General features: G+C 65.1%; 13 protein-coding genes. All 13 read right to left on the reverse strand.

The window, feature by feature from the left end; translation table 11 throughout:
- Nucleotides 1-333: 333 nt before the first annotated feature.
- Nucleotides 334-1,515 (reverse strand): cell division protein FtsZ, encoded by a 1,182-nt coding sequence (gene ftsZ, locus OQE56_RS11635; protein WP_267224479.1) that lies wholly within the window; start codon nt 1,513-1,515, stop codon nt 334-336.
- 118 nt (nt 1,516-1,633) lie between these two features.
- On the reverse strand, nt 1,634-2,866 hold the full coding sequence (gene ftsA / locus OQE56_RS11640; protein ID WP_267224480.1) for a cell division protein FtsA: 1,233 nt from the start codon (nt 2,864-2,866) through the stop codon (nt 1,634-1,636).
- Nucleotides 2,863-3,600, reverse strand: a complete 738-nt coding sequence (locus OQE56_RS11645) for a cell division protein FtsQ/DivIB (protein ID WP_267224481.1) — start codon at nt 3,598-3,600, stop codon at nt 2,863-2,865. The genes ftsA and OQE56_RS11645 overlap by 4 nt, the downstream gene beginning before the upstream one ends.
- Nucleotides 3,597-4,532 carry a D-alanine--D-alanine ligase gene (locus OQE56_RS11650; RefSeq protein ID WP_267224483.1) on the reverse strand — a complete coding sequence of 312 codons (936 nt, stop codon included), beginning with the start codon at nt 4,530-4,532 and terminating at the stop codon, nt 3,597-3,599. Before OQE56_RS11650 ends, OQE56_RS11645 begins: the two co-directional genes overlap by 4 nt.
- Nucleotides 4,529-5,968: a UDP-N-acetylmuramate--L-alanine ligase gene (gene murC / locus OQE56_RS11655; RefSeq protein WP_267224484.1), complete on the reverse strand. Its 1,440-nt coding sequence runs from the start codon at nt 5,966-5,968 to the stop codon at nt 4,529-4,531. Before murC ends, OQE56_RS11650 begins: the two co-directional genes overlap by 4 nt.
- The gene (gene murG / locus OQE56_RS11660) at nt 5,965-7,038 is read right to left on the reverse strand and encodes an undecaprenyldiphospho-muramoylpentapeptide beta-N-acetylglucosaminyltransferase (protein WP_267224486.1); all 1,074 of its coding nucleotides are present in this window, start codon (nt 7,036-7,038) and stop codon (nt 5,965-5,967) included. Before murG ends, murC begins: the two co-directional genes overlap by 4 nt.
- Nucleotides 7,035-8,270 carry a putative lipid II flippase FtsW gene (ftsW, locus tag OQE56_RS11665; protein ID WP_267224487.1) on the reverse strand — a complete coding sequence of 412 codons (1,236 nt, stop codon included), beginning with the start codon at nt 8,268-8,270 and terminating at the stop codon, nt 7,035-7,037. Before ftsW ends, murG begins: the two co-directional genes overlap by 4 nt.
- Nucleotides 8,271-8,272: 2 nt before the next feature.
- A complete protein-coding gene (gene mraY, locus OQE56_RS11670) occupies nt 8,273-9,373 on the reverse strand; it encodes a phospho-N-acetylmuramoyl-pentapeptide-transferase (RefSeq protein WP_267224488.1) in 1,101 nt (366 codons plus the stop codon).
- Nucleotides 9,363-10,733 (reverse strand): UDP-N-acetylmuramoyl-tripeptide--D-alanyl-D-alanine ligase, encoded by a 1,371-nt coding sequence (locus OQE56_RS11675; protein ID WP_267224489.1) that lies wholly within the window; start codon nt 10,731-10,733, stop codon nt 9,363-9,365. Before OQE56_RS11675 ends, mraY begins: the two co-directional genes overlap by 11 nt.
- Nucleotides 10,730-12,202 (reverse strand): UDP-N-acetylmuramoyl-L-alanyl-D-glutamate--2,6-diaminopimelate ligase, encoded by a 1,473-nt coding sequence (locus OQE56_RS11680; RefSeq protein ID WP_267224490.1) that lies wholly within the window; start codon nt 12,200-12,202, stop codon nt 10,730-10,732. The genes OQE56_RS11675 and OQE56_RS11680 overlap by 4 nt, the downstream gene beginning before the upstream one ends.
- Nucleotides 12,199-14,013, reverse strand: coding sequence for a peptidoglycan D,D-transpeptidase FtsI family protein (locus OQE56_RS11685; RefSeq protein ID WP_267224491.1), 1,815 nt, complete (start codon nt 14,011-14,013; stop codon nt 12,199-12,201). The genes OQE56_RS11680 and OQE56_RS11685 overlap by 4 nt, the downstream gene beginning before the upstream one ends.
- Nucleotides 14,010-14,282: a cell division protein FtsL gene (ftsL, locus tag OQE56_RS11690; protein WP_267224492.1), complete on the reverse strand. Its 273-nt coding sequence runs from the start codon at nt 14,280-14,282 to the stop codon at nt 14,010-14,012. The genes OQE56_RS11685 and ftsL overlap by 4 nt, the downstream gene beginning before the upstream one ends.
- Nucleotides 14,279-15,202 carry a 16S rRNA (cytosine(1402)-N(4))-methyltransferase RsmH gene (gene rsmH / locus OQE56_RS11695; protein ID WP_267224493.1) on the reverse strand — a complete coding sequence of 308 codons (924 nt, stop codon included), beginning with the start codon at nt 15,200-15,202 and terminating at the stop codon, nt 14,279-14,281. Before rsmH ends, ftsL begins: the two co-directional genes overlap by 4 nt.
- Between the last annotated feature and the right edge of the window lie 20 nt (nt 15,203-15,222).

Raw genomic sequence — 15,222 nt, forward strand, 5'->3', positions numbered from 1 at the left:
AAACTCTCCCGTGGGACAATCAGAAAATTTCCTAATGTCTTCATAGACTTGGGCAGACGCAGCGCCCCGCTCCGGGACGGGATCCGGTAGCGGGACGCTGGACCAGCCCGGAATCATTCCAGGCGGTCGTGCGCCATCCCTGAGGCACAGTCTTTGAAGCCTTACATACCCAAGAACGAACGCCGGGCGGTGTCAGCCAGCCGACCACCCCTGGGGTGAAAAGGCTCTCGCCAAGGGATCCCGCTTCCACGGAATCCTTCGCGATTTGTCACTGACAAGTGAAACCGGCGTTTTGTTCAATTTTTCTTCAAATTATTTGCTCAGTTAGTTTTCTCAGTCAGCCTGACGGCGCAGGAAGGCCGGGATATCCAGGTAGTCGAAGCTCGGATCGGCGCTCTTGGCCGGACCATTCGCTTCCGTACGGCTGGTGGTGACCGGCTCGGACTGGGCGTAATCCACCACTTCGTTGCCGGTACCGGTGCGCAGCACGACCGGACGCGGGCGCTGGCGCATTTCCACCTGCTGGGTCACCTGCGGGCGGACCGGCTGGCGAGCCGTGGCACGGTTGAGGCCGGTGGCCACCACGGTGACGCGTACGTCATCCTGCATTTCCGGATCGAGCGAGGTGCCCATGACCACGGTGGCGTCTTCGCTGGCGAAGTCGTGGATGACGCGGCCGATCTCGTCGAACTCGCGCATGGTCAGGTTCGGGCCGGCCGTGACGTTGACCAGGATGCCGCAAGCACCGTTGAGGTTGACGTCTTCCAGCAGCGGGTTGTTGATGGCGGCTTCGGCAGCGGCCTGGGCGCGATCGTCACCGCGAGCGGTGCCCGAACCCATCATGGCCATGCCCATTTCGGACATCACGGTACGCACGTCGGCAAAGTCGACGTTGATCAGGCCCGGGGCGGTGATCAGGTCGGCGATACCCTGCACGGCGCCGAGCAGCACGTCGTTGGCAGCCTTGAACGCATTAAGCAGCGTGACTTCGCGACCGAGCACCGACAGCAACTTCTCATTCGGCACGGTGATCAGCGAGTCGACGTGCTGCGAGAGGTCTTCGATGCCCTTCATCGCCACCTGCATGCGGCGACGGCCTTCGAACGGGAACGGCTTGGTGACCACGGCCACCGTCAGGATGCCCTTCTCCTTGGCCAGCTGGGCGACCACCGGCGCGGCACCCGTGCCGGTACCACCGCCCATGCCGGCGGTGATGAACACCATGTCGGCGCCGTTGAGCATCTCTTCGATGCGCTCGCGGTCTTCCAGCGCGGCCTGACGGCCCACTTCCGGGTTAGCGCCGGCGCCGAGGCCCTTGGTCACGTTGGCACCCAGCTGCAGGTGCGTACGCGAACCACAGGTCTTCATGGCCTGCGAGTCGGTGTTGGCGACGACAAATTCGACGCCTTCGATGTTTGCATTCAGCATGTGCGCCACGGCGTTACCGCCGCCGCCGCCCACGCCGATGACCTTGATGACTGCATTCGGTGCGAGTTTTTCGATCAGTTCAAACATTTCCCGTCCTCCGTAGAGCTTCGTTGTCGTTGTAACCGCGGGTGCCGACGTTCCTGTCGCCCCTTGGTGGCGGACGAACATCCATTCGTCCATGGCGGGGCCTCATGCCCCACCCAAATCAGAAATTCTTGGTAATCCAACCGCGCAGCTTGTCGACCAGGCCGCCCACGCTGCCGCCGCTGGGACCGCTCACGCGCATGCCACCCGTACGTGCGCCATGCAGCAGCAGGCCTACGCCGGTGGAATGCAGCGGATTGGCGACGACCTCGCCCAGACCCGACACGTGCTGCGGCACGCCGATGCGCACCATCTTGTGGAAGATCTCTTCCGCCAGCTCCAGCGCGCCTTCCATGCGGGAAGCGCCGCCCGTGAGCACCACGCCGGCAGCAACGAGGCTTTCGTAGCCCGAACGGCGCAGTTCGTCCTGCACCATCTCGAAAATCTCTTCGTAGCGCGCCTGCACCGACTGCGCGAGCGACTGGCGCGCCAGCCGGCGCGGCGGACGATCGCCCACGCTCGGCACCTGGATGGTTTCTTCGGCATGCGCCAGCTGCGCGAGCGCACAGGCGTACTTGATCTTGATCTCCTCGGCATGCGCGGTCGGCGTGTGCACGCCGTAGGCGATGTCGTTGGTCACCTGATCGCCGCCCACCGGCAGCGACTTGGTGTAGCGGATCGCGCCCTGCGTATAGATGGAGATGTCGGTGGTGCCTGCGCCGATGTCGACCAGGCACACACCCAGTTCGCGCTCGTCGTCGGTCAGCACGGACTTGGCGCTGGCCACGGCCGAAGGCACCAGCTCATCCACGGTCAGGCCACAACGCTGGATGCACTTGCTGATGTTCTGCACCGCTGCTGCAGCGCCGGTTACCAGATGCACGCTCGCTTCCAGACGCACGCCGCTCATGCCCACGGGCGAGCGGATGCCGTCCTGGCCATCGATGCGGTATTCCTGCGATTCCTTATAGAGAACTTTGCGGTCAGCCGGGATGGCGACGGCGCTCGCGGCCTCCAGCACCTGGTCCAGATCGCCCGGCGTGACTTCGCGATCGCGGATCGGCGCCGTGCCGTGCGAGTTCTTGGTCTCGAGATGGCTACCGGAAATCGAGGCGTAGACCGAGCGGATATCGCAGCCCGCCATCAGCTCGGCCTCTTCGACCGCGCGCTGGATGGAGTGCACGGTGGATTCGATATCCACCACCGAACCGCGCTTCATGCCACGCGATACGTGCGTGCCGATGCCGATCACTTCGATCGGTTCACCCGGCTCGTATTCGCCCACGATCGCCACCACTTTCGAGGTGCCGATATCGAGGCCAACCACCAGTTGCTTGTCGTTCTTGGTCTTCATGTGCGGGGTGAGCCTCCAGCGTTCACGGTGCTCGCTTGCGGCGGCCATCGAACGGCAAATCCATTGGTGTAACGAAGATCGGCATAGGCAAAGCCCTCGGTGTGGCTAGCCATCAGCTGCGGGTAAACGTCGAGGAAACGGCGCAGGCGGCGACCCGCTTGTTCGCGATCGCCAACGACGATCTGCGCACCGCTACTCGTGGTGAGGCTCCAGCTGCCGCGATCGGTGAGCGAGACGCCGGTGATTTTCAGTTTGGTGTTGCCGAACGCCTTCTGCGTTTCCGCGTAGAAGCTCACCACCTCGGCCAGACGCGCATCGGGGCCGCGAAGATCCGGCAGATCGGTGTTTGCCGACACATCCGGCACGTCGAATACCAGACCCTGGCGGCTGATCAACTTCTTCTCGTTCCACCGCGCAAACGGCTGGCGTTCGTAAATGCGCAGAATCAGCGTGTCGGGCCAGCGCTTGCGCGCTTCCACCGACTCCACCCACGGCAGCGCCGCGACGGCCTTCTGCACGGCATCCAGATCGAGCGCGAAGAACCCTTTGCCGAGACGCGGCATGACTACCGAACGGAGCTCGTCCTCGGTCACATGCTTGAACTCGGCTTGCACCGTCAGCTGGGTCACCGGCCAACGATTGGCCGCAAACCATCCGCGCAGCACGCCGACGATCGGCAGCGCCACGAGCGCGATGGCCAAAACCCAGGCAACGAGGCGGATGGTTCCCCTCACACGTCCTCCCGGAAGCTCGTTTCCAGCACGCGCCAGCAAAGTGTCTGGTAGTCGATGCCCGCGACGGCGGCGGCCTTGGGCACCAGCGAATGCGAGGTCATGCCCGGTGCAGTGTTCACTTCCAGCAGCCAGTTGCGGCCCTGCTTGTCGCGCATGACGTCGACGCGGCCCCAGCCCCAACAGGCGAGCGCATCGAAGGCGCGCAGAGCGAGTTCCTGCATCTCGCGCTCGTCGTCGCCGCGCAGGCCCGGACAGATGTACTGGGTGTCCTCGGCAATGTACTTGGCGTTGTAGTCGTAGTACTCGCCCTTGGGCACGATGTTGATGGTGGCAAGCACCTGGCGATTGAGGATGCCGACGGTGTATTCGCCGCCCTCGATCAACGTCTCCATCAGCATGTCGCCGGGGTACTTCTGCGCGAGCTCGACGGCGGCGTCGAGGTCCTCTTCCTTGAACACGCGGGTGACGCCCACGCTGGAGCCTTCCCAGGCGGGCTTCACGATCAGCGGGAAACCGACTTCGCGCGCAGCGGCGTGAACGTCCGCGCCACGCGGGAGGGCCTTGAAGCGCGGCGTCGGCAAACCAAGCGCTTGCCACACCAGCTTGGCGCGAATCTTGTCGAGCGACAGCGCCGAGCCGAGCACGCCGGAACCCGTGAACGGAATACGCAGCGACTGCAACGCACCCTGCAGCTCACCGTTTTCGCCACCACCGCCATGCAGGATGTTGAACACGCGGGCGAAGTGGCCGGCGCGTGCCGCATCGAGCAACGCAGGGATGCCGTCGATGGCATGGGCATCGACGCCGCGCGCCTGCAACGCGGCCAGCACGTTGCGGCCGGAATCCAGCGATACCTCGCGCTCAGCCGAACTGCCGCCCATGACGACGGCGACGCGGCCAAACTGTGCGGGATCGGTAATCGTCTTCGTCACTTGCTCGTCCTCAAATGGCCGGCCTGCGCCAGCTCCACCGCGGCCGCGCCGATATCGCCGGCACCAAGCAGCAGCAACAGATCGCCGTCGCGCAGCAGCGCGGGCAGCGTGTCTTTCAGTTCGCGCGGATGCTCGATCAGCACCGGGTCGACCTTTCCGCGCGCACGTACCGCGCGCGCCAGTGCGCGGCCATCCGCACCGGCAATCGGCGCTTCGCCGGCCGGATAGACGTCCGTCAGCACCAGTACGTCGGCTTCGGCGAGCACGTTAGCGAAGTCGTCCAACAGATCGCGCGTACGGCTGTAGCGATGCGGCTGAAAGCCGACCACCAGACGGCGATCCGGCCAACCGCCGCGCGCGGCCGCGAATACGGCAGCAAGCTCACGCGGGTGATGGCCATAGTCGTCGACCAGCAGCGCCGTACCCTTGTCCAGAGCAATTTCACCGCGACGATGGAAGCGGCGGCCCACGCCCTGGAAGTTCTGCAGCGCGTGCGCGATGGCTTCGGCCTCCACGCCCAGCTGCCAACCTATGGTGGCGGCGGCCAGCGCGTTGAGGACGTTATGGCGGCCCGGGAGATTCAGCTTGACGTGCAGCGCTTCATTGCGGCCCGGCAACCAAAGATCGAAATGCATTTCGAAGCCATGCTGCGAGAGATTGCTCGCACGCACGTCGGCATCTTTCGTGTCGATGCCGTAGGTCATGACGCGACGCGTGGTGGTCTTGGCCAGTTCGGCCACTTCCGGGTCGTCCACGCAAAGCACAGCCAGGCCGTAGAACGGCAGGCGGTGCAGGAAATCGCTGAAGGCCTTCTTCACCAGCGCGAAGTCGCCCTGGTAGTTCTCCAGGTGATCGGCATCGATATTGGTGACGGCTGCGATCACCGGCGACAGCATCAGGAACGAACCATCCGACTCGTCGGCCTCGGCCACGATGTACTGGCCCGTACCCAGGCGCGCATTGGCGCCGGCCGCATTGAGCTGGCCACCGATCACGAAGGTCGGGTCGTAATTGGCCTCGGCCAGCACGCTGGCGGCGAGGCTCGTCGTGGTGGTCTTGCCATGCGTACCCGCGATGGCGATACCGCGACGGAAGCGCATCAGTTCACCGAGCATTTCGGCGCGCGGCACCACCGGGATGCGCGCGGCGCGAGCAGCCTGCAGTTCCGGATTGTCTTCCCGAATGGCGCTCGAGGTGACCACCACGTCGGCATCGCCGATGTGCTCGGCAGCATGACCCACATGCACCACGATGCCGAGGCCGGCCAGGCGCTGCGCAGTCGGTGAGTTCGAACGATCGGAACCGGAAACCGCATAGCCGAGGTTGTGCAGGACTTCGGCGATACCGCTCATGCCCACGCCACCGATGCCGATGAAATGCACGCGGCGGAACGTGACCATCAAATCTTCATGTGCAAGCAGGCGGCGCGGGGTCATGCGGCCACCTCCAGACAGGCGCGCGCAATCACCGCGGCCGCATCCGGCTTGGCGAGCGTGCGCGCGGCTTCGGCCATCGCGATCATGCGCTCACGGTTATCCAGCAACGCTTCGAGGCGCTGCGCCAACTGCTGTACGTCCAGATCTTTCTCCTGCATCAATTCGGCCGCATGCGCGGCGACCAGCGCCTCCGCATTGCGGGTCTGGTGGTCATCCACCGCGTAAGGGAACGGCACGAGCACGGCGCCGAGACCGGCTGCCGTCAGTTCGGCCAATGTCAGCGCGCCAGCACGGCACACGGCGAGGTCGGCCCAGGCGTAAGTGCCGGCCATGTCCTCTATGAAAGGCACGATCTGCGCTTCAACGCCCGCCTTGGCATACGCCGCGCGGGCTTCGTCGATACCCCGGTTGCCGCATTGGTGCAGCACTTCCGGACGCTGCGTCGGCGACATCAGCGCCAGCGCCTGCGGCAGCGCCAGATTGAGCGCACGCGCACCCAGGCTGCCGCCCAGCACGAGCAGACGCGGCCGCCCGGTGCGGCCCGCCATACGTTCGCGCGGCGCGGACAGCGATGCGATGGCGCCGCGCACCGGGTTACCCACCCACTCGGCGTTGGGTAGCGCATCGCTGAAGCCAGCCAGCACGCGTTGCGCATAGCCAGCCAGCTTGCGATTGGTGAAGCCGGCCACGCGGTTCTGCTCATGCACCAACAACGGGCGACGCATCATGCGTGCGGCCACACCGCCAGGCCCGGCAACGTAGCCGCCCATCGACAGCACGCTGCGCGGCTTGATCCGGCGCATGGCGGCGAGCGACGCAAGCAGCGCGCGCGCCAGCATCAGCGGTGCCATCAGGCGCGTCTTCATCCCTTTGCCGCGCAGACCGCCGACCGGCACCGTCACCATCTCGATGCCATTGGCCGGCACGACCTTGGTTTCCATGCCGCCTTCGGCGCCGAGCCAGACCACGGGCACGCCCTGCGCACGCAGGGCTTCCGCCACGGCAAGACCGGGGAAGATGTGGCCGCCGGTACCGCCAGCCATGATCAGCACGGGCTTCTGCGCGCTCATGCGATCACCGCCTCGCGCGCGGGCACGGCTGCCGTGTTGGCGTCCGGCACGGCGCTGGCCGGCATGCGCGCGGCCATCTGGCGCGCGTCGATGGCGCGATTGATTTCATAGGTGGTGCGCAACAGCACGCCCGCCATCGCACAGGTCAGCACGATGGACGAACCACCGTAACTGATCAGCGGCAGCGTCAGACCTTTGGTTGGCAAGGCGCCGAGGTTCACACCAATGGACACCATGGCCTGCAGGCCGAGCATCAGCGAGATGCCAAAGCTCACGTAACCGGCAAACCGCTGACCCATCTCCATGCCCTTGATGCCCATGTACAGGCCACGGCCCACGGCCAGTGAGAACAGGCCCATGACCAGCAGGATGCCGGCAAGCCCCAGCTCTTCGGAGATCACGGCAAAGATGAAGTCGGTATGCGCTTCGGGCAGATACGAGAGCTTCAGCACGCTCGAGCCCAAACCTACGCCCGTCCATTCGCCACGGCCGATGGCCATCAGCGACTGCGTCAGCTGGAAACCATCATTGAACGGATCGGCCCACGGATCGACGAACGACGTCAGGCGACGCATGCGGTACGGCTCGAACTTCGCCACGAACCACAGCAGCGCGACCACCGGCAGACCCATGCCGCCGAGGTAGACCGGTTTGGCGCCGCCCAGCCAGATCATGCCGATGGTGACGGCGATCATCAGCGTGGCAGAACCGAAGTCCGGCTGCGCCAGCAGCAGCACCACGAACATGCCTGCCACCATGATCGGCTTGAACAGTCCCCAGAAGCTGGTTTCCACGCTTTCGCGATGGCGCACCAGATAGCTCGCCGTATAGATCACCAGAATCAACTTCACTGCCTCGACCGGCTGGAAGCTGGTGATCAGGAAGTTCAGCCAGCGTCGCGCGCCGTTGATACGCATGCCGATGCCAGGCACGAACACCATCAGCAGCAACACGACGGCACCGGCCAGCAACAGGTAAGCGTTCTTATCGAGCAGCTTCAGCTCGGTACGCATGGCGATGCCCGCCAGCACCATACCGATGCTGAGGAACAGCAGATGACGCTTCAGGAAATAGAACGCACCGATGTGCTGGCTTTCCGCCACGGCAATGGAACTGGACGCCACCATCACCACCCCGATGCTGGCCAGACCGACGAGCGCGATCACCAGCGGCATGTCAAAGCTGCCGCGGGGTCCCTGTCGTCGTTTGGCCTGGGTGGTGTCGAAGATCATCGTCAGCGCACCTTCAACGTGGCGAGGCCGATCAGCACCAGCACGACACTGATGATCCAGAAGCGCACGATCACGCGCGGCTCAGGCCAGCCCTTGAGCTCGAAGTGGTGATGGATGGGCGCCATGCGGAACACGCGCTTGCCCGTCATCTTGAAGCTGGCGACCTGGATCATCACCGACGCGGTTTCCATGACGAACACGCCGCCCATCACCAGCAGCACGATCTCCTGGCGCACGATCACTGCAATGGCCGCCAGCGCTGCGCCAATGGCCAGCGCGCCGACGTCGCCCATGAAAACCTGTGCCGGATAGGTGTTGAACCAAAGGAAACCCAAGCCTGCGCCGGACAACGCGCCGCAGAAGATCGCGAGCTCGCCCGCGCCGGGGATCGAAGGAATGCCCAGGTATTCGGAAAACACCTTGTTACCGGCGAGATAAGCGAATACACCCAGCGCACCCGACACCAGCACGGTCGGCATGATGGCGAGGCCATCCAGACCGTCGGTGAGATTCACCGCGTTGGAGAAGCCCACGATCATGAAGTAGGCCACCACCACGAACAGAATTCCGAGCGGGATCACCACCTGCTTGAACAGCGGCACATAAAGGGCCGTTTCAGCCACCGGCAGCGCGCCGTTGGTCTGGGGCGCGGTGTAGTAGAGGAACAGCGCTGCGGCGAGGCCGAACACCGACTGCCAGAAATACTTCCAGCGCGATGCGAGGCCGCGGCTGTCCTTCAGCACCAGCTTCTTGTAGTCGTCGTAGAAGCCGATCACGCCGAAGCTGAGCAGCACGGCCAGCACCAGCCATACGTAGCGATTGTGCAGATCGGTCCACAAAATGGTGGAGAACGTGACGGCGAGCAGAATCATCACGCCGCCCATGGTCGGCGTGCCGGCCTTGGAGAGGTGCGTCTGCGGGCCGTCCTTGCGTACCACCTGCCCTGCTTTCAGATCGGCCAGTTTCTGGATCAACGCCGGACCAAACAGCAGCGACATCGCCAGCGCCGTAAGCGCGGCCATGATCGTGCGGAACGTGATGTACTGAAACAGATGCAGGGCCGTGAAGTGCCGTGCCATCCAGTCTGCGAGTTCAAGCAGCATTGGATGCGCCCTCCCCATTACCCTTGTTGTTACGAAGTGCGGCGACCACCTGATCCATGCCCGACGAACGCGAGCCCTTGATCAGGCAGGTGACACCACCGTGCAGGTGTTGCTTGAGTGCGGCGACCAGCGTCGCCTTGTCGGCGAAATGCTCGCCACGCTCGCCGAACGCTGTGGTAGCCGCTGCGCTGAGCGGCCCTACGGCATACAGGCGATCGATGCCACGCTGGCGGGCGTGCTCGCCGATACCGGCGTGCAACGCCACCGTGTTCTCGCCCAGCTCCGCCATGTCGCCCAGCACCAGCCAGCGCTCACCTTCGGCGAGGGCCAGCGTGTCGATGGCAGCGCCGACCGAACCCGGATTGGCGTTGTAGCTGTCGTCGATCAACGTCCAGCCACCCGGCATGCTTTCGAGCTGCAGGCGGCCAGCCACGCCGGGAACCTGCTCGAGGCCTTCCACGATGGTGTCCAGCGGCACTTCCAGCGCCAGCGCGATCGACGCGGCGGCCAGTGCGTTGGCGATGTTGTGGCGACCGGCCAGCGGCAACTGCACTTCGGCGTCGCCCACCGGCGTGCTCAACAGGAAGTGCGAGCCGTCTACGCGCTGATCGAGAACGTCCGCGCCCACGTCGGCCTTGTGGTTCAGCGCAAAGCGCAGCTGACGGCGCGTACCGGCCAGCCCCGCGAAGAAGCTGGCGAACGCGTCGTCTGCATTGATGATCGCCACGCCATCGACCGGTAGTGCCTGGTACAGCGCGCCCTTGGTCTCGGCCACGCCTTCCACGCTGCCCATGCGCTCAAGATGCGCGGGCGCAATGGTGTTGACGAGGCCGATATCGGGCCGTGCGATGGCAGCGAGATAGGCGATGTCGCCCGGCTTGCCCGCGCCCATTTCCAGCACCGCGAATTCGGTGTCTTGCGGCATGGCCAGCAAGGTCAGCGGCAGGCCCAGCTCGTTGTTGAAATTGCCGGCGTTGACGTGGGTGCGGCCGTGACGCGACAGAATCGACGCGGTCAGTGTCTTCACCGTGGTCTTGCCGTTGGAGCCGGTAATGCCGATCACGCGCACGTTGTTCTGCGCGCGCACGGCGCTGGCCAGGTCACCCAGCGCGAGCGCGGTGTCGTCCACCAGCACCTGCGGCAGATCGAAATCGATCTTGCGGGTCACCAGCGCCGCGACGGCGCCATTGGCCTTGGCGTCGGCCAGAAAATCATGGCCATCAACGCGATCACCCTTGATCGCCACAAACAGATCGCCCGCCTGCAGCTTGCGCGTGTCGATGGCGACACCCGTCACATCCACATCGGCGCCCATCAGGCGCCCCCGGGTCCACAGCGCGATGGCGCTCAACCGCATCATGCGCGTGTCTCCAATGCCTGGCGTGCTACAGCCAGGTCGTCAAACGGGCGCTTACCGTGAGCGCCTTCCTGATAAGTTTCATGACCCTTGCCGGCAATCAGCACCACGTCGCCGGCCCGCGCCATCGACAAGGCCTGATCGATCGCCCCGGCGCGATCACGCTGCACCGTGGCTGCCTTGGGCTGCCGCAGGCCAGCGACGATCTGCGCCACGATGACGTCGCCGTCTTCGCCGCGCGGGTTGTCGTCGGTGATGATGATCTGGTCAGCCAGACGCTCGGCGATGGCGCCCATCTGCGGACGCTTGCCCGCATCGCGTTCGCCGCCGCAACCGAAGACGCAGATCAGCTGCCCATCGCAATGCGCGCGCAGCGCAGCGAGGGCCTGCTCCAGCGCATCCGGCGTATGCGCGTAATCCACCACCACCAGCGGCAGACCCGCGACGCCACCGAGGCGATTCATGCGGCCATTGATCGGCTGCAACACCTCGACCGCCTCGACCATGCGCTCGAACGGTTCACCCATCGCACCCAGGCAGGCCACGACCACCAGCAGATTGGCCACGTTGAAGCGGCCAAGCAGGCTGCTGCGGATGGCATGCGTGCCCCACGGCGTCTGCAGTTCGAAAGCGAGGCCTTCGGCGGAGGTGGCTACGTTCACAGCGCGAATGTCTGCGCCAGCGTCGCCTTCCGCGCTCAGGCGAAGAGCGCGCACCGTCGCCGGCAGTCGCTGGGCAAGCGAGCGCCCGAAGGCGTCGTCCACATTGATGGCAGCGGCATGCAGCGTGGGCCACGCGAACAGCTTGGCCTTGGCCTCGCCATAGGCTTCCATGCTGCCGTGGTAGTCGAGATGATCGCGCGTGAGGTTGGTGAACGCCGCCACCTCGAACGCCACGGCCGCCACGCGGCCCTGCTCCAACGCGTGCGATGAGACTTCCATCGCCACGTGAGTGGCGCCGTCATCGCGGAACGAGGCCAACAGACCCTGCACGTTGATCGCATCGGGCGTGGTGCGCTCGCCTTCGCTGATGCTGCCGTGCAGGCCCGCGCCCAGCGTGCCGATGGTCGCGGCGCGATGGCCCAGATGTTCCAGCGCCTGCGCCAGCAATTGCACGGTCGAGGTCTTGCCGTTGGTGCCGGTCACGCCGATCACGTGCAGCGACTCGGAGGGACGATCGAAAAAGCGCGCGGCGATCTCGCCCACCTTGCCATGCAGGCCATCGACCCACAGCACCGGCACATCCATCGGCGGCACGTCATTGGCCGGCGCTTCGGCCAGCACAACGCGCGCACCACGTGCGACGGCACCTTGAGCAAACATGATGCCGTGCTCGCGCGTGCCGCGCAGGGCGAAGAACGCGTCGCCCGGGCGCACCTGGCGCGAGTCGAGTGCAAGACCTGAAACGACGATATCGCCGACACCTGGGGTATCGGCGATGTCCTGGAGCAGTTGGTCGAGGCGCGCGGTCATTGGGGGGCCTCGTCGACCGGTGCGTCATCGACGGTTTCGACAGCGGGCGGCTTGTTTCCTGTCAGGCCGTCCTGTCCCTGCAAAGGTCCACCGACATACCAGCGACCAATGTTGTCCGGCGGCACGTCCAACAACCGCAGTGCGCCGTCCAGGACTTTGGAGAACACGGGACCGGATACCAGCGCGCCGTAATAGCTGCCTTTTCTCGGGTTGTCGACGATCACCACCGCCGCCAGACGCGGGTTCGATGCGGGTACCACGCCGGCAAAGGCGGAACTGTAATTGTTATTGGAATAGCCGCCGGCCGTCGCCTTGTGCGCCGTTCCGGACTTGCCGGCCACGCCATAGTTGGCAATCCAGGTGTACGGCGCGCCTGTACCGCCCGGCTGCGTCACCGCCACCATCATCTGCACCAATTCCTTGGCGATCTTGGGATCGATGATCTGCTTGGCCTCGTTGTCCGAGCCCTTTACGAAAGTCGGCGAGTGCATCACGCCGTTGTCGGCGATGGTGGCGTAACCGTTCGCCAGCTGGAGCGGCGTCACGTTGAGGCCGTAGCCGTAGGCCAAAATGGCCTTCTCCAGCATGCCCCAGCCCTTGCCCGGCTTGAGGTAGCCGGAGGCTTCTCCGGGGAAGCCGCTATTGGTGCTGGCGCCGAAGCCGAACGCACGATACGTGTCGTACATCAGGCCCGTATCCAGCGTCAGCGCCACCTTGGCGGCGCCAATGTTGCTGGACTTGGCGATGATGCCGGTGGGCGACAACATGCCGTTCGAGTGCGTATCGCGGATGTCTTTGCGGATATAGAAAAAGTGGCCGTTGCCGGTATCGACCAGCGGCCCCGTCGGCGTGTACTTGCCGCTGGACAACGCCGCGGCCATCACGAACGGCTTGATGGTGGAGCCCGGCTCCACCACGTCGGTCATCGCGCGATTGCGGCGGCTGGAGGGGTTGCTGCCACGCAGGGCGTTCGGGTTGTAGGTGGGCCAGTTCACCATGGCCAGCACTTCGCCCGTAGGCACGTCGATGATCACCATCGAGCCGGAGTCCGCATCGGACTGCTGGATGGTGTTCTTCAGCTCGTTATAGGCAAGGAACTGGATGCGGCGGTCGATGCTGAGCGTGATGTCGCGACCCGGCTGCGGCGCGCGCACGAGGTCCAGGTCTTCCACCACATGACCCTGGCGATCGCGAATGACGCGCTTGCGGCCTTCCTTGCCGGCCAGCCAGTCGTCGAACGCCAGCTCCAGACCTTCCTGGCCGTGGTCGTCGATATTGGTGAAGCCGAGCACGTGAGCGGTCACCGGGCCCGACGGATAGAAGCGGCGGAACTCACGCTGGCCATTCACGCCCGGCACAGCGAGATCGAGCACGACCTGTGCCGCGTCCGGCGACATCTGACGCTTGAGATAAACAAACTCGCGCTCGGAACGCTGCGCGAGATACTGCTTGAGCGCGTCCGGATCCATGCCGATGGCCTTGGCCAGCGCCGGCAACTTGTCTTCGTTGTCCAGCACTTCGGCCGGGTTCGCCCAGATCGACATCACCGGCGTCGACACGGCCAGCGGCTCGCCATTGCGATCGAAGATGGTGCCGCGCGATACCGCAATGGGCACTTCGCGCAGGATGCGGGCATCCGCCTGGTTCTGATAGAAGTCCTTGCGCACCACCTGCATGTCGAACGCCCGCGCGACCAGCCCCAGCGAGGCCATGCCGAGCACGCTCACCACCAGCACCATGCGGCGGCGGGTGCTGGGTGCGCCGTCGCGGCGGCGGGAGGAGTGGGAGGTCGTGCGCGGGCGCGGCGTCATCGGCGCACCAGCTGGATGTCTTGCGGCTTGGGATTGAGCATGCCCAGACGCTGGCGCGATTCGTCGTCAACGCGACGCGGCTCGGCCCAGGTAGCCTGTTCCAGCTCCAGCTTGCCGTATTCGATGTTCAGATCGTCGCGCTGGTTCTGCAGGCGGGTCAGCTCGACGAACAACACGCGGCTCTCATGGCGCGTCCACACCACGGCAATGGCGCTGGACAGCACCGCCGCGATCAGGATCAGCATGAAGATGCCGCCGAGAACCTTCATGAGAGCTTCTCCGCCACGCGCAGCACCGCGGAGCGGGAGCGCGGATTGACGGCCAGCTCGGCCTCGGAAGGAAACTGCGCCTTGCCCACGGCGGCCAGACGCGCCGGCGCGGCGGCGACCGGCGGACCACGGCGGCTGCCCTGCACGCGTCCCGAATGGTCGCGGATGAACAGCTTGACCGCACGATCCTCCAGCGAATGGAAGCTGATGATGGACAGGCGGCCGCCTACCTTGAGTAGCTCCAGCGCGGACTGGAGGCCCTGCGCGAGCGCATCCAGCTCACCGTTCACGCGGATGCGCAACGCCTGGAAGCTCCGCGTGGCCGGATGCTTGCCCGGTTCGCGGCGGCCAACGACGCGCTCGATCAGCGCAGCCAGCTGGCCGGTGCGGGTGATCGGGTTTTCAGCACGATCTTCGACAATGGCGCGGGCGATCTTTCGGCTGAAGCGCTCCTCACCGTAGATCCACAGCACGTCGGCGATGTCTTTCTCCGACGCATGGGCGAGAAAATCCGCGGCGCTTTCGCCCTGCGTGGTGTCCATGCGCATGTCCAGCGGCGCATCCGCCATAAAACTGAAGCCGCGAGCGGCTTCATCGAGCTGGGGCGAGGACACGCCGAGGTCGAGCAGGATGCCGTCAAGGCCGCCAGCGGTTTCGTCCCACTCAGCCATGCTGGAAAAGTTCGCGTGACGAATCGACACGCGCGGATCGCCGGCGAACTCAGCCTGCGCCGTGGCGATAGCCTGCGGATCGCGATCCATCAGCAACAGGCGGCCTTCCGGCCCGAGGCGCGACAGCACAGCGCGAGCGTGGCCGCCGCGTCCAAAGGTGCCATCGAGATAACGCCCGCCTGCCTGCACGGCGAGTCCCTCCACTGCTTCACCCAGCATCACCGGGATGTGCACTAAACGCTCGGCCATGCCGCTCGCACTCCCGCTCC

This window comes from Dyella silvae, assembly GCF_026421305.1.
Lineage (GTDB): Bacteria > Pseudomonadota > Gammaproteobacteria > Xanthomonadales > Rhodanobacteraceae > Dyella > Dyella silvae.

Excerpts from the sequence above, each read along its gene's own strand:
- ftsZ (WP_267224479.1), bottom strand. The coding sequence starts at position 1,515 with ATGTTTGAACTGATCGAAAAACTCGCACCGAATGCAGTCATCAAGGTC.
- ftsA (WP_267224480.1), bottom strand. The coding sequence starts at position 2,866 with ATGAAGACCAAGAACGACAAGCAACTGGTGGTTGGCCTCGATATCGGC.
- murC (WP_267224484.1), bottom strand. The coding sequence starts at position 5,968 with ATGACCCCGCGCCGCCTGCTTGCACATGAAGATTTGATGGTCACGTTC.
- murG (WP_267224486.1), bottom strand. The coding sequence starts at position 7,038 with ATGAGCGCGCAGAAGCCCGTGCTGATCATGGCTGGCGGTACCGGCGGC.
- ftsW (WP_267224487.1), bottom strand. The coding sequence starts at position 8,270 with ATGATCTTCGACACCACCCAGGCCAAACGACGACAGGGACCCCGCGGC.
- mraY (WP_267224488.1), bottom strand. The coding sequence starts at position 9,373 with ATGCTGCTTGAACTCGCAGACTGGATGGCACGGCACTTCACGGCCCTG.
- OQE56_RS11675 (WP_267224489.1), bottom strand. The coding sequence starts at position 10,733 with ATGATGCGGTTGAGCGCCATCGCGCTGTGGACCCGGGGGCGCCTGATG.
- OQE56_RS11680 (WP_267224490.1), bottom strand. The coding sequence starts at position 12,202 with ATGACCGCGCGCCTCGACCAACTGCTCCAGGACATCGCCGATACCCCA.
- OQE56_RS11685 (WP_267224491.1), bottom strand. The coding sequence starts at position 14,013 with ATGACGCCGCGCCCGCGCACGACCTCCCACTCCTCCCGCCGCCGCGAC.
- ftsL (WP_267224492.1), bottom strand. The coding sequence starts at position 14,282 with ATGAAGGTTCTCGGCGGCATCTTCATGCTGATCCTGATCGCGGCGGTG.
- rsmH (WP_267224493.1), bottom strand. The coding sequence starts at position 15,202 with ATGGCCGAGCGTTTAGTGCACATCCCGGTGATGCTGGGTGAAGCAGTG.